The 16,511-nt window shown below is 39.8% G+C and carries 10 protein-coding genes and 3 pseudogenes; 10 read left to right on the forward strand and 3 right to left on the reverse strand.

The annotated features are described in order from the left end of the window. The first annotated feature begins 89 nt into the window (after window positions 1-89). The 7 genes and pseudogenes from AC6I9F_RS03895 (at window position 90) to tuf (ending at window position 9,785) form a co-directional block, all read left to right on the forward strand. Window positions 90-3,638, forward strand: a complete 3,549-nt coding sequence (locus AC6I9F_RS03895; protein WP_498022908.1) for a G5 domain-containing protein — start codon at window positions 90-92, stop codon at window positions 3,636-3,638. A 402-nt stretch (window positions 3,639-4,040) separates the two neighbouring features. Beyond that, on the forward strand, window positions 4,041-4,931 hold the full coding sequence (locus AC6I9F_RS03900) for an Rpn family recombination-promoting nuclease/putative transposase (protein WP_164226896.1): 891 nt from the start codon (window positions 4,041-4,043) through the stop codon (window positions 4,929-4,931). A 7-nt stretch (window positions 4,932-4,938) separates the two neighbouring features. Continuing rightward, window positions 4,939-5,325 (forward strand): annotated as a pseudogene (locus AC6I9F_RS03905) (Rpn family recombination-promoting nuclease/putative transposase); the annotation flags it as partial. Beyond that, window positions 5,315-5,731: pseudogene (locus tag AC6I9F_RS03910) on the forward strand (flagellar assembly protein H domain protein); the annotation flags it as partial. The pseudogenes AC6I9F_RS03905 and AC6I9F_RS03910, both read left to right, overlap by 11 nt. Before the next feature lie 160 nt (window positions 5,732-5,891). Next, window positions 5,892-6,506 carry an ATP-binding cassette domain-containing protein gene (locus tag AC6I9F_RS03915; protein WP_498022910.1) on the forward strand — a complete coding sequence of 205 codons (615 nt, stop codon included), beginning with the start codon at window positions 5,892-5,894 and terminating at the stop codon, window positions 6,504-6,506. A 114-nt stretch (window positions 6,507-6,620) separates the two neighbouring features. Further along, window positions 6,621-7,490: an aquaglyceroporin Gla gene (gla, locus tag AC6I9F_RS03920; protein ID WP_112444212.1), complete on the forward strand. Its 870-nt coding sequence runs from the start codon at window positions 6,621-6,623 to the stop codon at window positions 7,488-7,490. A 1,098-nt stretch (window positions 7,491-8,588) separates the two neighbouring features. Continuing rightward, window positions 8,589-9,785 (forward strand): elongation factor Tu, encoded by a 1,197-nt coding sequence (gene tuf / locus AC6I9F_RS03925; protein ID WP_001040724.1) that lies wholly within the window; start codon window positions 8,589-8,591, stop codon window positions 9,783-9,785. Between the two features lie 112 nt (window positions 9,786-9,897). Here the strand turns inward: tuf and AC6I9F_RS03930 are convergent, their stop codons facing one another. Then, window positions 9,898-11,154, reverse strand: coding sequence for an ISL3 family transposase (locus AC6I9F_RS03930; protein ID WP_050213065.1), 1,257 nt, complete (start codon window positions 11,152-11,154; stop codon window positions 9,898-9,900). A 150-nt stretch (window positions 11,155-11,304) separates the two neighbouring features. Between AC6I9F_RS03930 and AC6I9F_RS03935 the strand changes: the two genes are divergently transcribed. Next, a complete protein-coding gene (locus AC6I9F_RS03935; RefSeq protein WP_234990552.1) occupies window positions 11,305-11,970 on the forward strand; it encodes a hypothetical protein in 666 nt (221 codons plus the stop codon). A gap of 79 nt (window positions 11,971-12,049) precedes the next feature. On the opposite strand, the gene AC6I9F_RS03940 is transcribed toward AC6I9F_RS03935, so the two are convergent. Both AC6I9F_RS03940 and AC6I9F_RS03945 read right to left on the reverse strand, forming a co-directional pair. Further along, window positions 12,050-13,132 (reverse strand): DEAD/DEAH box helicase, encoded by a 1,083-nt coding sequence (locus tag AC6I9F_RS03940; RefSeq protein WP_112444210.1) that lies wholly within the window; start codon window positions 13,130-13,132, stop codon window positions 12,050-12,052. Next, window positions 13,129-14,106: a Gfo/Idh/MocA family protein gene (locus AC6I9F_RS03945; RefSeq protein WP_112444209.1), complete on the reverse strand. Its 978-nt coding sequence runs from the start codon at window positions 14,104-14,106 to the stop codon at window positions 13,129-13,131. Before AC6I9F_RS03945 ends, AC6I9F_RS03940 begins: the two co-directional genes overlap by 4 nt. A gap of 197 nt (window positions 14,107-14,303) precedes the next feature. On the opposite strand from AC6I9F_RS03945, the gene AC6I9F_RS03950 reads away from it, so the two are divergent. Together AC6I9F_RS03950 and AC6I9F_RS03955 are read left to right on the forward strand one after the other, a co-directional pair. Continuing rightward, window positions 14,304-15,266, forward strand: a complete 963-nt coding sequence (locus AC6I9F_RS03950) for an Rpn family recombination-promoting nuclease/putative transposase (protein ID WP_164226797.1) — start codon at window positions 14,304-14,306, stop codon at window positions 15,264-15,266. Window positions 15,267-15,271: 5 nt separating this feature from the next. Then, window positions 15,272-15,391: pseudogene (locus AC6I9F_RS03955) on the forward strand (Rpn family recombination-promoting nuclease/putative transposase); the annotation flags it as partial. Window positions 15,392-16,511: the final 1,120 nt, after the last annotated feature.

Genomic DNA, 16,511 nt, shown 5'->3' on the forward strand with positions numbered 1-16,511 from the left:
GCTTCCTGCCAAAAGTTGGATGAGTTATCTGGCTTTTGGCTCGGAGTCAACAACCTAGAAACTAAAATAAAAGTAAAATTGAGGAAAATATGTCAAGACAATCAACTAAGAATAAAAAATACGCTCTACGCAAAATTGGAAAAGTTTTCGGTTCCTGTGTAGTGGCTACTGTCATTACCCTAGGTGGTGTTGCAATCATGGCACCAAGTGTTACAGTTTATGCTTCAGGTAATGACTCGGTTCCCGGAGCTAATAAAATTGAAGATCTTTCGAGTTCGGATTCTGGTTATGAAGTTATTATTCCAAAAGGTAAGAAATACATTAGAAATGATGAAAGTGACAATCAGACACCAAAACTCATAGACCCAGGTTATAACGGGCGAAGTTTTATTTTACCTAAAGATGAAACTAGTTCCTATTCTTTTGACCATCCAATGTCAAAATTGTTTACGGAATTGTATGATAAAGATGGCGATGGTGATATTGATGAGAAATACAAAAATCCTAAATATCCTCATGTGGTTGACTCAGGGTTAACTGGTGATGAGTCGAATAAACCGGGCGTGTGGGAATACAAACCAGATGGAAATTATGCAGCTGGTGATGGGCAAATTGATGAGCAAGACACTATAGTTGTTGCTCGTAAACCTATTACGGTTGATGAGAATGCTGATGAAAACGTAGTTAAGGAAGACGGCTCAGTAGTATTATCGTCTGAATATAGAATCCATGTAAACAAAGGGGATCATATAGATAAAAAAGACGATGTTTACGAAGTCGGAACAAAGCCAAAGGAAGAAGTAGAAACAACTCCTAAAACAACTCGTTATGTAGGAGATCCTGATACTCCTTACAATACCAAAGTAACATCTGTTGATGGTCGTGATGGTTCAGTTACCAAAAAGACAACCTATGATTTAGATGAGCATACAGGTCAGGTGACACCACACGAAACGATTACAGAGCGTGTAGACAAGGTAGATACCATTATCAAAGTTGGGAATAAACAAGTAACTACATCAGAAATTCCAATGACGGTCACTTATAAAGAAGATCCTACCTTGGAAGGTGGTAAGACAGTTGTCGATGTTGAGGGTGCTCCGGGAGAAAAGGAAACTACGACTGTTTATGATGTGTCTGAGATGGATGGAAGTTTAAGCAATCCTCGGACTACAGAAAAGACAACGACGGTCATGAAGCCTAGAGTGGTTCGCGTTGGTACCAAACCAAAAGAAGTAGAGACACCTATTCCATCACCGATTACCTATGAAGCGAATCCAGACTTGAAGAAAGATGAAAAGAAAACGAAAACTCAAGGAACTCCAGGAAAAAGAATCCAAGAAATCACCTATAAGTGGATTCCTAACACGGATAAAGTTGAAGAAGTTCCAGGTGGTGATGGTGAAGAAGATCCAACTCCAACAGTTATAGAAGTCGGGAATGTTGAGAAAGAAGTGGTTGAGACTGAAATCACAACTCGTTATATTCCTGATGAAACTAAAACTCGTGATGAGAAAGAAGTGGTAACTCCAGGTTCAAAAGGGGTTCATACAAAAACTACGACTTATAGTGTGAATCCAAAAACTGGTGAGACACATACTCCTGTTGTAACAGAAGACGATAAACCAATGGAGCAAAAAGTAGTGAAAGTTGGTATCAAACCTGTAGAAAAAACAGAGATTATTGACATTACGACTAAGTATATCCAAGACCCAGACCTAGACTATGGACAAACGGTTATTGTCAATCCAGGTTCAGAAGGAAAAATTGTAACAAGGACAACTTATACTCTAAATGAACAAGATGGAACAACTACTGAAAATCAACCAACTGTTCAAAAAACAGAAATGGTTCAAAAAGTTGTTCGTGTTGGAGTGAAACCAAAAGTTGAAGAAACTCCAATTCCATATACAACACGTTATGTAGAAGATAATACAAAAGATAAAGATTACCGAGAAACTACACAAGCGGGTGTAAAAGGGAAAGAAACAACAACTACAACCTACACAATGGATCCAAACACAGGAACTGTGACAGAAAACAAGCCAACAACGGATACAGAACAACCAACAGAAGAAATTATAACAGTTGGAACAAAACCAAAAGTAGATGTAACTCCTGTCCCATCTCCTAAGAGATACGAAAAAGATCCAGAGCGCGAAAAAGGACAACCAAACCAAGAAATCCCAGGGAAACCAGGTACATCTACAACGACTACAACCTATGAAGTAGATCCAAAAACAGGTAAGGTTACAGAAAAAGTGGGCGACCCAGTTGTGGTAGAACCAACAGAAACTGTCGTCAAAGTCCCAGCGAAGGATAAAGTAGTAACAGAAGAAATCCCAGTTGTCACAGAGTATGAAGATGACCCAACTCTTGAACCAGGAAAAGAAAAAGAAGTAACACCAGGTCAACCAGGTGAAAAAACAACAACGACTACTTATACTGTAGATGGAAAAACAGGTGATATTACTGAAACGACTACAACTCAAACTACCAAAGAAATGGTAAAAAGAATGGTTAAGAGAGGACCAAAAGAAGGAACTCCAAGTCAACCAGACCAACCAACCGCTCCTGAGGAAGCACCAGCTCAACCAGGTCAACCATCTGAGCCTGAAGACCAACCAAATCTTAAGGTAGCTCCGCCGACTATCGCTATTGTGGAAGAAGCGAATAAATCAAGTATTGAAGTCAAAGCACCTAAGAAAGATGCGGATACAGTCAAAATTATCTATCCTAAGAGTGATGGCTCTGGTAATGAAGTTCTAACTCTTACCAAGCAACCTAGTGGCGAATGGACTTTAGACAAACAACCTGAAAATGTTACATTAGACAAGAAAACAGGTACTGTAACCATTCCACGAGAATCAGTTGTCAATAAACAAAAAGTCCAAGCTCGAGCCAAGCATAAAACGAGTGATTATACTCCGTTTGTATACGCTGCTTTATCAATCGAAGCAGCAAACCCAGAGCATCCAGTAACGCTATGGGTAGATACAGCAGGAACTGAGCTTAAGAAACCAGTAGTTGGTAAGAAAGAACTTGCTGGCGAAATTGCAGGCTACAAGTGGTTATCTAGTCGCTTAGAAGAAGGTATTTTAACGCATACATTTGAGAAAGTAGCGAATGGAACTCCAATTTTACCAGAAAGCTCAACTAGTCATCCAATGACTCCATCAAGTTCGCCATCAACTTCAACGCCAGAAAAACCAAACAAAGCTGAAACTCCAGCGGTTCGTACAGTATGGCGCGATGAAAACGGAAAAGACTTGAAAGTTCCATCAGTTGACAAGCAAGAAGCAGGTGAAGTTCCAGGCTATGAATTTGTTGAGAGTCACCGTGAGGGAGATAACTTGACAGTTCATGTGTTTAGAACCAAGCAAGCTCAAACTCCTGCTCCAAAAGACCAAACTCCAAGCCCAGCACCATCTAAAGTTTCAGAACAAAAAGGTGAAGCAGTGGCTACAGCTACATCAGAAAAGACAGTAGATAGTGTAACATCTACGAAAACATCTGATAAAGCAGAATTGCCAAACACAGGTACAGAAGCGAATGCTACCTTGGCTAGCGCTGGTATCATGACCTTGTTAGCAGGTCTAGGACTAGGATTCTTCAAGAAAAAAGAAGATGAAAAATAAAGCTCTTTATCAACTGTAGCAGGTTGAGAAAAGCTAAGATTAAGAAGAGGCTGAGAAAAAAGCCTCTCAAATCAGAAAAACGCATAGTATCAGGTATTGAAAAACTTGAGACTATGCGTTTTATTGTGGGAAGATTTACTTCATTTTCTCCGGAAGTTGAGTTTTGGTCCAGTCTCTTTAAATTATATGTTATCTTAAATTCAGAATAGAACATTATAACTTATAAAACATTGCTAGAAATTGATTCGACTTTACTATCCTATTTGTTCAGAGTTTATTTCATTTTGCTATAAAGTTTGAGATTTCTTTTATTTTTTCTACTCTTTTTCCGAATAAATAGATAGAAGCATCAAATCTAGTAAATTAGATTAAAAAATGTGCTATAATGAAAGGAGAGCAAACATGACTGTACGTCATCCGGGCATTAGCCCAACCAATGACTTGGTTGCTAAGAAAATCTTTAGCAATCCAGAAATCACTTGTCAATTTATTCGCGATATGTTGGACTTGCCAGCAAAAAATGTGACCATTTTGGAGGGAAGCAACATTCACGTCTTGCCTTCCATGCCTTACTCAGCGCAGGATTTCTACACCAGTATAGATGTTTTGGCGGAACTAGATAATGGAACCCAAGTTATCATTGAGATTCAAGTCCATCATCAGAATTTTTTCATCAATCGCCTGTGGGCTTATCTGTGTAGTCAGGTCAATCAAAATCTTGAAAAAATTCGCCAACGTGAAGGTGATACACACCAGAGCTATAAACACATCGCACCAGTATACGCAATAGCTATTGTGGATAGTAATTATTTCCAAGATGATCTAGCTTTCCACAGTTTCAGCATGCGCGAGGATATGACAGGTGAGGTTTTAACCATTACAAACAATGGACAAGAAAACCATCTAGTCAAGATGGCGTTCTTGGAATTAAAAAAATACAGAAAAACCAGCAAAGACGAGGTTCGCAAGCCGTGGTTGGAGTTTTTCGGGAACAAACCCTTTACCCAGCAACCCGAGCGAGCTATCAGTCAAGCAGACCAACTGCTGGACTATAAGAGCTGGTCCGAGGAGGACAGGAAGATGTTTAGTCAACTACGTATGCGTGAAGAACAAGCATTATTAGCACAGGACTATGCCTTGGAACAAGCTGAAGAAAAAGGTTTAGAGCGTGGGAAAATATCTACCTTTCTTGATTTAGTACATCAACATGTTTTAACTTCCGAATTTGCGAGTGAGCAATTAGGTATGTCAGTTGCTGAGTTTGAGTCACTATTGAAAGACCGTAATAAATAAGACCTAAAAATACAGAGAAACCAGCAAAGACGAGGTTCGCAAGCCGTGGTTGGAGTTTTTCGGGAATAAACCCTTTACCCAGGAACCCGAGCGAGCCATCAGCCAGGCAGATCAACTACTGGACTACAAAAGCTGGTCTGAGGAGGACAGGAAAATGTTTAGTCAACTACGTATGCGCGAAGAACAAGCCTTGTTAGCACAGGACTATGCTTTGGAACAAGCTAGGGCAGAAGGTATTGAACAGGGGTTGGAATGTGGTCTTGAACGTGGAAAACTTTTTGCCTTCTTAGACATGGTTCGTCAACATGTTTTAACTTCTGAATTTGCCAGCCAGCAGTTAGGAATGACTGTCGCTGAGTTTGAAGAATTATTGAAAGACATAAATAAGAATTAAAAAATACAGAGAAACCAGCAAAGATAGGATTCGCAAACCATGGTTAGAGTTTTTTGGGAATAAGCCCTTTACCCAACAACCCGAGCGAGCCATCAGCCAAGCAGACCAACTGCTGGACTATAAGAGCTGGTCCGAGGAGGACAGGAAAATGTTTAGTCAACTACGTATGCGAGAAGAACAAGCCTTGTTAGCACAGGACTATGCTTTGGAAACCGCTAGGGCTGAGGGGGTTGAACAAGGACTGGAGCGTGGTCTTGAACGTGGGCGAGCTGAGGGCATTGAACAGGGACTTGAACGTGGAAAACTCTTTGCCTTCCTAGACATGGTTCGTCAAGGTCTTCTGACTTCGGAGATAGCCAGTCAGCAGTTGGGTATGACTGTCTCTGAGTTTGAGTCACTCTTGTAAACGAGCGAAAATGTTTAGCTAGCTATCTTGCAAAAAAATAAGTAGAGTTTATAATCCAAATACTTTTTAATACCAAGAATAAGCAGAGCCGGTTTTTCTAGGATATTTGGGTTAAGACGATTGTCTTGAATGCCTTAGGGAAACATGCTATACTACTTGTATGATTATTTTACAAGCTAATAAAATTGAACGTTCTTTTGCAGGAGAGGTTCTTTTTGATAATATCAACCTGCAGGTTGATGAGCGAGATCGGATTGCCCTTGTTGGGAAAAATGGTGCAGGTAAGTCTACTCTTTTGAAGATTTTAGTTGGAGAAGAGGAGCCAACTAGCGGAGAAATCAATAAGAAAAAAGATATTTCTCTGTCTTACCTAGCCCAAGATAGCCGTTTTGAGGTTGCAGATAAGACTGACGAAGTCAGCTCAAAACACCGTTTTGAGGTTGCAGATAAGACTGACGAAGTCAGCTCAAAACACCGTTTTGAGGTTGCAGATAAGACTGACGAAGTCAGCTCAAAACACCGTTTTGAGGTTGCAGATAAGACTGACGAAGTCAGCTCAAAACACCGTTTTGAGGTTGCAGATAAGACTGACGAAGTCAGCTCAAAACACCGTTTTGAGGTTGTAGATAAGACTGACGAAGTCAGCTCAAAACACCGTTTTGAGGTTGTAGATAAGACTGACGAAGTCAGCTCAAAACACCGTTTTGAGGTTGTAGATAAGACTGACGAAGTCAGTTACATATATCTACGGCAAGGCGACGTTGACGTGGTTTGAAGAGATTTTCGAAGAGTATTATTTTTAAAAAATCTTTCCAGAAACTAGTTGCTAAATAGGGTAAAAATTGATAAAATAAGGAATATCTAAAAAATTTTAAGGAGAATCTAGCAAATGGATTTCACATGGGCACTGAAGTATGCCACTGAATTTTTGGGAACTGCCATTTTGATCATTCTTGGGAATGGTGCAGTTGCCAACGTTGAACTTAAAGGTACGAAAGGTCACCAAAGTGGCTGGATCGTCATCGCTGTTGGTTATGGTATGGGGGTTATGATCCCAGCCTTGATGTTTGGTAACGTATCTGGGAACCACATCAACCCTGCTTTCACTCTAGGACTTGCAGTTAGCGGTCTTTTCCCTTGGGCACAAGTGGTACCTTACATTATCGCGCAAGTCTTGGGGGCTATCTTTGGTCAAGCCTTGGTTGTGGCAACACATCGCCCATTCTACTTGAAAACTGAAAACTCAAATAACATCTTGGGAACTTTCTCAACTATTTCAAGTATTGACCATGGTACAAAAGAAAGTCGCTATGCAGCAACTGTTAATGGTTTTGTAAACGAGTTTGTTGGTTCATTTGTTTTGTTCTTTGCAGCTCTTGGTTTGACTAAAAACTTCTTTGGTGCTGAAGTGCTTCAATACATGAAACAAATGGCAACACAAGCAGGACAAACAGTTGATTTTTCTGACTTGGCTATTAAAGCACAGGTGGCTCCACACACTGCTTCAGGACTTTCTGTGGCTCACTTGGCACTTGGATTCCTCGTTATGGCTTTGGTAACATCACTTGGAGGACCTACAGGACCTGCCTTGAACCCAGCTCGTGACTTGGGACCACGTCTCCTTCATGCTTTCCTTCCAAAATCAGTTCTTGGTGAGCATAAAGGCGATTCAAAATGGTGGTATTCTTGGGTACCAGTAGTAGCACCTATCGCAGCAGCAATTGCGGCAGTAGCTGTATTCAAATTCCTTTATCTCTAAGAAATAGCTCCTTTAACATTTGAGTGAGCACCATCTATAAGTAAGAGAGGATCAGATTGGTTCTCTCTTTTTGATTTTTTAGGGAAATGAAAGAAAATCGAAATAAACTCTTCTCCAGCAGTGGTTTAGAAGTCTCAGTGGGCTATTCCAACTTCAATGGGCTATAGTAGGTTGCAGTTGAAATAATAGACCCTTGTTTCTAAAACATTGTGAGAAATTGGTTTGAATTCCCCAATCAAATTGTGTAGTTTTCATTCTACTATATATTATCGGAGATGGGTTCCCTATCTTGTAAGTCTGCTTTATAGCGGGTTGAAGTTGGAATAGTCCGCCCTTCTTTCTCAAACATTGTGAGGAATTGATTTGCCTTCTTCAACAAAATGTTTAGTTTTTATTTCATTTTGCCATAAAATAAGCGATTAGGGGGGCTATTCTTCGACCGACATTGGCTCTGCTGTGTCCTATGATGTTTATCGTTTTATCTGCAATCTTATACTCAATGAAAATCAAAGAGTAAACTAGGAAGCTAGCCGCAGGTTGCTCAAAGCACTGCTTTGAGGTTGTAGATAGAACTGACGAAGTCAGCTCAAAATAGTGTTTTGAGGTTGTAGATGAAGAGGTTGGGCAAAAACTCGACTTTAGGAGAAAATGAAGTAAATCTTCCCACAATAAAACGCATAGTACCAAGGTTTCTCAAGACCTGATACTATATGTTTTTCTGATTGCAAAGACTTTTTGACCAGTCTCAACTATACCTACGGTAAGGCGACGCTGACGTGGTTTGAAGAGATGTTCGAAGAGTATTAAACCGATGTTGTGAGTAACTTTTACCTAGCTTCCTAGTTTGCTTTTGTAGTATAAACCAGAGACTGTTTACATTTTCAGCAAGTGAGTGGATGGATAATGCTGAAAACTCCTTGAAGGATAAGTTTATTTAGTACTTTCTACTAGCTAGCTAAACTTTTACCAAGAATAATTCACAAAAACGTTGTAAAACACTTGCAATTTAGCTGAAATTTGATAAAATAGTAAGGAAAGTTAGACTGTATTGCCTACTGTCTATCTATAAAATATATTTTATTGGAGGCTTTTACTCAAATGGCAAAAGAAAAATACGATCGTAGTAAACCACACGTTAACATTGGTACTATCGGACACGTTGACCACGGTAAAACTACCCTAACTGCAGCTATCACAACTGTTTTGGCACGTCGCTTGCCTTCATCAGTTAACCAACCTAAAGACTATGCGTCTATCGATGCTGCTCCAGAAGAACGCGAACGCGGTATCACTATCAACACTGCGCACGTTGAGTACGAAACTGAAAAACGTCACTACGCTCACATCGACGCTCCAGGACACGCGGACTACGTTAAAAACATGATCACTGGTGCCGCTCAAATGGACGGAGCTATCCTTGTAGTAGCTTCAACTGACGGACCAATGCCACAAACTCGTGAACACATCCTTCTTTCACGTCAAGTTGGTGTTAAACACCTTATCGTCTTCATGAACAAAGTTGACTTGGTTGACGACGAAGAATTGCTTGAATTGGTTGAAATGGAAATCCGTGACCTATTGTCAGAATACGACTTCCCAGGTGACGATCTTCCAGTTATCCAAGGTTCAGCTCTTAAAGCCCTTGAAGGTGACTCTAAATACGAAGACATCGTTATGGAATTGATGAACACAGTTGATGAGTACATCCCAGAACCAGAACGTGACACTGACAAACCATTGCTTCTTCCAGTCGAAGACGTATTCTCAATCACTGGACGTGGTACAGTTGCTTCAGGACGTATCGACCGTGGTATCGTTAAAGTCAACGACGAAATCGAAATCGTTGGTATCAAAGAAGAAACTCAAAAAGCAGTTGTTACTGGTGTTGAAATGTTCCGTAAACAACTTGACGAAGGTCTTGCCGGAGATAACGTAGGTGTCCTTCTTCGTGGTGTTCAACGTGATGAAATCGAACGTGGACAAGTTATCGCTAAACCAGGTTCAATCAACCCACACACTAAATTCAAAGGTGAAGTCTACATCCTTACTAAAGAAGAAGGTGGACGTCACACTCCATTCTTCAATAACTACCGTCCACAATTCTACTTCCGTACTACTGACGTTACAGGTTCAATCGAACTTCCAGCAGGTACTGAAATGGTAATGCCTGGTGATAACGTGACAATCGACGTTGAGTTGATCCACCCAATCGCCGTAGAACAAGGTACTACATTCTCTATCCGTGAGGGTGGACGTACTGTTGGTTCAGGTATGGTTACAGAAATCGAAGCTTAATTCGATTTAGTTCCCAGAAGAACAATTATTTAAGTCAGACACTAAAAGAATCTTGCTTTGCAAGGTTCTTTTTTTCAGGGCTCTTTGTCAACTGTAGTGGGTTGAAGAAAAGCTAAGATCTAGAAAGGACGAAATTCGTCCTTTCTTTTTTGATGTTGAGAGCGATAAAAATCCTTTTTTTGAAGTTTTCAAAGTTCCGAAATCCAAAGGCATTTCGTTTGATAAGTTTGATGAGATTATTAGTTGCTTCTAATTTGGCATTAGAATAAGGTAGTTGAAGGGCATTGACAATCTTTTCTTTATCCTTGAGGAAGGTTTTAAAGACAGTCTGAAAAAGAGGATGAATCTGTTTAAGATTGTCCTCAATGAGTCCGAAAAATTTGTCTGGCTCCTTGTTCTGAAAGTGAAAGAGTAAGAGTTGATAGACATTGTAGTGGTGTTTCAAGTCTTCTGAATAGCTCAAAAGCTTATCTAGAATTTCTTTATTCGTCAAGTGCATACGAAAAGTAGGGCGATAAAATCGTTTATCACTCAATTTACGACTATCCTGTTGAATGAGTTTCCAGTAGCGTTTAATAGCCTTATATTCATGGGATTTTCGCTCAAATTGATTCATGATTTGAACACGGACACGACTTATAGCACGGCTTAAGTGTTGCACAATATGAAAACGATCTAGAACAATTTTAGCACATGGAAAAAGCTGTTTAGCCAAGTCATAATAAGGACTAAACATATCCATCGTAATGATTTTCACCTGACAACGAACGACTCTATCGTAGCGCAGAAAGTGATTTCGTATGATAGCCTGTGTTCTGCCTTCAAGAACAGTGATGATGTTGAGATTATCAAAATCTTGTGCAATGAAACTCATCTTTCCCTTAGTGAAGGCATACTCGTCCCAGGACATAATCTTAGGAAGACTAGAAAAATCAGGCTTAAAACGGAAGTCATTAAGCTTGCGAATGACAGTTGAAGTTGAAATAGCCAGTTGATGAGCGATATCGGTCATAGAAGTCTTTTCAATCAACTTTTGCGCAATTTTTTGGTTGATAATACGAGGGATTTGGTGATTCTTCTTGACGAGAGGGGTCTCTGAGACCATTATTTTAGAGCAATGATAGCACTTAAATCGACGCTTTTTAAGAAGTATTCTAGTAGGCATACCAGTCGTTTCGAGGTAAGGAATTTTAGACGGTTTTTGAAAGTCATATTTCTTCATTTGACTTTCGCAATCAGGACAAGAGGGGGCCTCATAATCCAGTTTAGCGATAATTTCCTTGTGTGTATCCCTATTGATGATATCCATAAATTGGATATTAGGGTCTTTGATATCGAGCAGTTTTGTGATAAAATGTAATTGTTCCATATGAATCTTTCTAATGAGTTGTTTGGTCGCTTTTCATTATAGATCTTATGGGACTTTTTTTCTATACAAAAATAGGCTCCATAATATCTATAGAGGATTTACCCACTACAAATATTATAGAGCCTTTTTCAGATATTGAACTAATACTCAATGAAAATCAAAGAGCAAACTAGGAAGCTAGCTGCAGGCTGCTCAAAACACTGTCTTGAGGTTGCAGATAAGACTGACGAAGTCAGCTCAAAATATGGTCTTGAGGTTGTAGATGAAACTGACGAGGTCAGCTCAAAACACCGTTTTGAGGTTGTAGATAAGACTGACGAAGTCAGCTCAAAACACCGTTTTGAGGTTGTAGATAAGACTGACGAAGTCAGCTCAAAACACCGTTTTGAGGTTGTAGATAGAACTGACGAAGTCAGCTCAAAACATGTTTTTGAGGTTGCAGATAAGACTGACGAAGTTAGCTCAAAACACTGTATTGAGGTTGCAGATAAGACTGACGAAGTCAGCTCAAAACATGGTCTTGAGGTTGCAGATAAGACTGACGAAGTCAACTTAAAACATGTTTTTGAGGTTGTAGATAAGACTGACGAAGTCAGCTCAAAATACTGTTTTGAGGTTGCAAATAGAACTGACGAAGTCAGCTCAAAATACTGTTTTGAGGTTGCAGATAGAACTGACGAAGTCAGCTCAAAACATGCTTTTGAGGTTGTAGATAAGACTGACGAAGTCAGCTCAAAACACTGTTTTGAGGTTGTAGATAGAACTGACGAAGTCGGTATCATATACATATGGCAAGGCGAAGCTGACGTGGTTTGAAGAGATTTTCGAAGAGTATAAAATTGAATTGCTTATAAAAAAGCTCCATACACTGGATGTGTATAGAGTAATGGGGGCTTTATTTAATATAGAGTTCTTGATTTTTCAAGACAATTTCACGTACGCTCGCAAATTTCTTGAGTTTTTTAAGTTCTTCTGGATGAGTGACGAGAGTGATAACATAACCTTCCTTGCCCATACGGCCAGTACGGCCAGCACGGTGGGTGTAGGTTTCGCTATCTCTGGGAATATCAAAGTTTACGACACATTCTAGGCTATCGATATCAATTCCACGTGCCAGAAGGTCTGTTGCAAGAAGCAGGGTTAGTGTCTTATCTTTAAACTTTTCTAAGATGACTTTTCTAAATTTAACATTAACATCACTAGCAAGAGAAACAGCCAATATATCACGATACTGTAATTTTTCTTCTGCGCTTCCAAGGTCTGATAGGCTGTTAAAGAAGACCAGACCGCGGAAATCCTCCACATGAACCAGTTTTCGTAGCATATCCACTCGGTGACGTTGGTCTACCTGCATGTAGAAATGTTGGATGTTGTCTAGTTTTTGGTCAGAGAGATCAATGGTACGTGTGTTTGGCGCAATCTTTTCTTGGTCAAACTTGGTTGTGGCACTCATGTAGACCAGTTGGTGATCACGAGGTGCGTAGTGAGTGATTTTCTCAACAAAGTGTATCTGAGAATCATCAAGCAATTGGTCGAATTCATCCAGGATGATGGTTTCCACATTCATCATCTTGATTTTTTTCAATTTAATGAGTTCAAAGATACGGCCAGGAGTTCCAATCAGAATTTCTGGTCCTTTTTTTAGGCGTTCAATCTGGCGTTTCTGGCTTGAACCTGATAGGAAGAGTTGGGCTGTCAAGCCGATGGCTTCTGACCACGTTTTACATACGTCAAAAATCTGTCCAGCAAGCTCGGTATTTGGTGCTAGAATCAAGAGTTGTTGGGCTTTTTTCTTTTGTAGTCTGAGAAGACTTGGTAGGAGGTAAGCTAGGGTCTTACCAGTTCCGGTTGGGCTCACTCCTAGGAGGTTTTCTCCAGCAAGAATAGGATCAAATAGTTGAGTTTGAATGGGGGTGAATTCCTGGAAACCGAGTTGGTCACTTAGTTCTTGCCATTCAGTCGGTAGTTTGCTTTTCATTTTTCTGCCTCAAATCTAATGCCAGCAGTCTGGCGCATGGTATATAGTAGCTCATGAACAGAGCCTGCATCATCCAGCCAAGTTTGGTAGAGATTCAGGTCTGGTTGCTGAATCATCTGTGCAAATGTAGCGATTTCCTCAGTCATTGTATGAGGAGCCTGTTGGATAGGGAGTTGGACTTGATTGCCTTGATGGTCGGTAAAAATAGCCGAGCGAACATGCTCAATCGTGTTGAGGGTCAAGGTTCCATCTGTCGTATAAATCTCGCAAGGAAGATTGGAAGTAATGTTTTTCCCAGCCTTAATATGAACTTGATAGTCAGGGTAGAATAGGATTCCATCTCCATTTAGGTCAATACTATTGTCAAGCTGTTGAGCCTGATAGGTTGCGTCCTGAACCTTTCCAAAGAGGCGAACGGCAGCGTAGAGAGGATAAATCCCCAAATCCATGAGAGCTCCACCGGCAAAACGGTCTGAAAAGACATTTGGTGTCTGTCCAGCCAACAAGTCAGGCATTTTGGAAGAATACTTGGCATAGTTGAGATCTGCTCCCAAAATCTGTTTGTCTGCTAAAAAGTTTTTGATGATAGTGAAAGCTTTTTCATGGTAATTGCGAGCTGCTTCGAATATCAAACAGTGATTTTTCTCAGCTGTTTGAAGCAAATTCAGCCATTCTTGTGGCTGAGTGACAGCTGGCTTTTCAAGAATGACATGTTTACCTGCAGACAAGGCAGCTTTTGCCTGAGCAAAATGCAAGGAGTTTGGACTGGCAATATAGACTACATCAAAAGAGCTCTTGAAGAAGTCCTCTAATTGATCGAATAGTTGGATATTCTCATAGTGAGAAGCAAAGGTTGCGGCAGTTTCAAGTTTCCTAGAATAGACTGCGACCAGCTGGTATTTTCCACTAGCATGGGCTGCTTCTATGAAGTGATGGCTGATAGCACCTGTTCCGATGACACCTAATTTAAGCATAGATACTCCTTTTCCGATTTTAAATCCTTCTTTCATTATAACATAGATAGACGGGACTATCCAACAGAGGGTAAAAAATTTCAAATAAGCGATTCGCTTTCTTCTGAAGAAAAGCTTTCTTTTACGAATAAATAGATAGAAGCATCAAATCTAGTAAATTAGATTAAAAAATGTGCTATAATAGAAGGAGGAAAAGGATGATTCTAAGACATCCGGGCATCAGCCCAACTAATGACTTGGTTGCTAAGAAAATTTTTAGCAATCCAGAAATCACTTGTCAATTTATTCGCGATATGTTGAACTTGCCAGCAAAAAATGTGACCATTTTGGAGGGGAGCAACATTCACGTCTTGCCTTCCCTGCCCTACTCAGCGCAGGATTTTTATACCAGTATAGACGTCTTGGCAGAGTTGGATAATGGGACACAGGTTATCATTGAGATTCAGGTACATCATCAGAATTTTTTCATCAATCGCCTGTGGGCTTACTTGTGCAGTCAGGTCAATCAAAACCTAGAAAAAATTCGCCAACGAGAAGGTGATACCCACCAGAGTTATAAACACATCGCCCCCGTTTATGCCATTGCAATCGTAGATAGCAATTATTTCTCAGATGATTTGGCTTTTCATAGCTTTAGCATGCGAGAGGATACGACAGGTGAGGTTTTAACCATTACCAATAACGGACAAGAAAACCATCTGGTTAAGATGGCATTCTTGGAATTAAAAAAATACAGAGAAACCAGCAAAGACGAGGTTCGCAAGCCGTGGTTGGAGTTTTTTGGGAATAAACCCTTTACCCAGCGCCCCGAGCGAGCCATCAGCCAAGCAGACCAACTGCTAGACTATAAGAGCTGGTCCGAGGAGGACAGGAAAATGTTTAGTCAACTACGTATGCGTGAAGAACAGGCCTTGTTAGCACAGGACTATGCCTTGGAACAAGCTGAAGAAAAAGGGTTAGAGCGTGGTCTTGAACGCGGTCGTGCAGAGGGGATTGAACGTGGACGAGCTGAAGGGATTGAACAAGGTCTAGAGCGTGGAAAACTTTTTGCCTTTCTGGATATGGTTCGCCAAGGACTTCTGACTTCCGAGGTTGCCAGTCAGCAGTTGGGTATGTCAGCATCTGAGTTTGAGGCGCTATTGAAGAACCACCATAAATAAGACCTAAAAAATACAGAGAAACCAGCAAAGACGAGGTTCGTAAACCCTGGTTGGAGTTTTTCGGGAATAAACCCTTTACCCAGCACCCCGAGCGAGCCATCAGTCAGGCGGACCAACTGCTGGATTAAAAATTAGGAAATATCGTGTAGAAAATAGTAACAGATTTTATCTCTTTGTGGGATGAAGTCTGTTTTTTTTTGTATGATGGGCAGGTCCTACATCTGAGTGGCAAGCTCTCCGTAGGTATCCGCTATCGGTTAATACATAGCATATATGAATGAAATAAGAACTGAACAAATCAGTCAGGAAAGTCAAAGTAATTTCTATCAATGTTTTAGAAGTACTAGTAAACTATTCCGAATTCAATATTCTATAAACGAAAATCAAAAAGCAAGCCAGGAGACTTATGTAGGATAGCTCAAAATACTAATCTTAGATTGAGGATAAGAGTAGAATGATAATCAATGGATTTAGAACAAATATAATGAGCTGAAGCTGGGATAGTACAAGGGGCTTTTAAAATATTGTTAGAAATTATTTTAAAAGCCCTTTATCAATTTGTTCATATTCTATTTCAATCTATTATATTTCCAAGCTTGACTATCATGAGGTAAGGGCTGACAGCGGTCTAGGGATAGGAGTGATTTTAGAGATGAGAATCGTCAAAGAAAGGAATAGGGAGATTGTGGCTCTAGGAATAGGGGATAGTGAGATGAAATAAAAGCTGAACAATTCAATTTCTAACCAGCTAACCATTTAATCTTGTTGCAAATAGGTATCGAACAAGTCTAGTATAAGTCTTAGACATTTTTCGGAAATTGATGATAAGCTCTTCCAATCCAAAAATAGGGAGGGTTTTTCAAACTAAAATCTGAATCCATACTTGGTTTCTAAATTAGATTTAATATATTCACACTACTAAAAACCATCCAATTATAACTATTATTATACTAAAATTTTCATAAATAAAGATATAGAAAAGTTATTAGTTTCTAGGAAATAAATCAAAAAAAGCGTATATCTATAATCAATATAATAATCATATACTAAAAAATTCTCTAAAAATCAAGATTTTTGGATGATTAGATGGTAAATTCGGGGGGGTATGGTATAATTATTACTAGACTGTACACTGGGTGCAGTGGGTTAAATAGTTCTATCAATACTATTTAATATCATGTGAGTTTGAAGATGATAAGGCTATTTTTGTTTTCAAAACAACTTACAAAAAAGGAGAAAAATTTC

Source organism: Streptococcus nakanonensis, assembly GCF_059738785.1.

Bases quoted from the DNA above. Each gene is read 5' to 3' on its own strand.
- AC6I9F_RS03895 (WP_498022908.1), top strand. From the start codon at position 90: ATGTCAAGACAATCAACTAAGAATAAAAAATACGCTCTACGCAAAATT.
- AC6I9F_RS03950 (WP_164226797.1), top strand. From the start codon at position 14,304: ATGATTCTAAGACATCCGGGCATCAGCCCAACTAATGACTTGGTTGCT.
- AC6I9F_RS03900 (WP_164226896.1), top strand. From the start codon at position 4,041: ATGACTGTACGTCATCCGGGCATTAGCCCAACCAATGACTTGGTTGCT.
- tuf (WP_001040724.1), top strand. From the start codon at position 8,589: ATGGCAAAAGAAAAATACGATCGTAGTAAACCACACGTTAACATTGGT.
- AC6I9F_RS03930 (WP_050213065.1), bottom strand. From the start codon at position 11,154: ATGGAACAATTACATTTTATCACAAAACTGCTCGATATCAAAGACCCT.
- AC6I9F_RS03945 (WP_112444209.1), bottom strand. From the start codon at position 14,106: ATGCTTAAATTAGGTGTCATCGGAACAGGTGCTATCAGCCATCACTTC.
- AC6I9F_RS03935 (WP_234990552.1), top strand. From the start codon at position 11,305: ATGAAAATCAAAGAGCAAACTAGGAAGCTAGCTGCAGGCTGCTCAAAA.
- AC6I9F_RS03915 (WP_498022910.1), top strand. From the start codon at position 5,892: ATGATTATTTTACAAGCTAATAAAATTGAACGTTCTTTTGCAGGAGAG.
- AC6I9F_RS03940 (WP_112444210.1), bottom strand. From the start codon at position 13,132: ATGAAAAGCAAACTACCGACTGAATGGCAAGAACTAAGTGACCAACTC.
- gla (WP_112444212.1), top strand. From the start codon at position 6,621: ATGGATTTCACATGGGCACTGAAGTATGCCACTGAATTTTTGGGAACT.